Raw genomic sequence first — 1,216 nt, forward strand, 5'->3', positions numbered from 1 at the left:
GCCTCGTTGGAAGATGCGATCGCACTGGCACTTCCGCTGCTAGAATCGGCGCCGGGAGTGAAGGTTTCCTCGCTGCTGGTGCTGGTTTCTCCCTCTCCCGAGGTGGCGGTGGATTCGCTGCTGCTTCCCGCCCCCGTTTCGTCTACAAAGGAAATAGAACTGACGATGGCTCCGCTCCCAGATGACTGATTAATTGTCGGGGAATTTGAATCTTGAGACATGAGACAAATACCAACGCATTACTTTATACAAATATTTTGATAAAAGTTTTAACTTTTTTTTGGAAGGGAGATAAGAAAAGGGAAAAACCGGACAATTATTCAGTTAGAGAAGGAGCCAAAAATAGCCCAGTCATCCGAAAAGGAACTTGCCTGACTGTCTCCCGAAATGGCTAGAGCCGTAGCATTAGAGGACGCAAAACTCTCGGAAAAATTATCTTCGTTATAAACCGATGTATATGCATTAGCTGTAGTTGCAGTATAATCACCCACGGCTATCGCATTTGCTCCGGCAAGAGCTACATCAGTATAAGCCCATGCAAAAGAATCGGTCGTTGCATAAACCCCACCTTGGACTCGGTTGGGATTTGACAGTTCTTCGTTAAAGTCTATGTCGCAAATATCCAGAACTGAACTCGAAGTCAATTTACTCATGGTATAACTTGATGTAACCAACGACAAAAACAGAAATTAGACACTAACAAGCAGAGGAACTCGTCGGATAGAGGAGTCCCTCTTAGGTTTCACATAAAACGATGCACTCGTTCAGAAAAAACCGCTTTAGTCGCTCACGGAGATGGCAAACAAACTGGATTGTGAGGTATGGCCTTCGACAGTAAACGTCGAACCGGCAACCTTGGTATAGGTGTCCGAACCGTAAGCAACAGCACCGCCATCAATTTGAGCGGTATTGCCATCGATGTGTGTAAAAATAAAGGTGTCTCCATACACATCAAAATTGATGTAGTCGTTTTCGTAAAAAGTACGTCCGTAGTATCCGTATCCACCGGCGACGTTGGATTCTTCGGAAATGGTGGCGATATGATTGAGGTCGGAAATCTTCATGGTTTCCCTCCAGTTAGTTGATTGAGTGAATGGATTCGGGAATTTCCCTTTTCTGTCTTTAATTTAATCGAAACTTTCTCGAAACTGTTGCCAATTTGGCAGAATTATGACATTAATTTTGCCGACAATATCCGACCAAAAGCGATGCCCAA

The 1,216-nt window shown here is 44.4% G+C and carries 3 protein-coding genes; all 3 read right to left on the reverse strand.

Translation table 11 applies throughout. From position 1 onward, the window contains the following. Positions 1-221 (reverse strand): hypothetical protein (locus AC0QHF_RS16350; RefSeq protein ID WP_324705298.1); only part of this gene is annotated, 221 nt, incomplete at its 3' end. Positions 222-320: 99 nt separating this feature from the next. After that, positions 321-653, reverse strand: coding sequence for a hypothetical protein (locus tag AC0QHF_RS16355; protein WP_324705299.1), 333 nt, complete (start codon positions 651-653; stop codon positions 321-323). 126 nt (positions 654-779) lie between these two features. Further along, positions 780-1,064: a hypothetical protein gene (locus AC0QHF_RS16360; RefSeq protein ID WP_324705300.1), complete on the reverse strand. Its 285-nt coding sequence runs from the start codon at positions 1,062-1,064 to the stop codon at positions 780-782. Positions 1,065-1,216 lie beyond the last annotated feature (152 nt).

This window comes from Lyngbya sp. CCY1209 (genome assembly GCF_055795065.1).

Bases quoted from the DNA above. Each gene is read 5' to 3' on its own strand.
- AC0QHF_RS16360 (WP_324705300.1), bottom strand. From the start codon at position 1,064: ATGAAGATTTCCGACCTCAATCATATCGCCACCATTTCCGAAGAATCC.
- AC0QHF_RS16355 (WP_324705299.1), bottom strand. From the start codon at position 653: ATGAGTAAATTGACTTCGAGTTCAGTTCTGGATATTTGCGACATAGAC.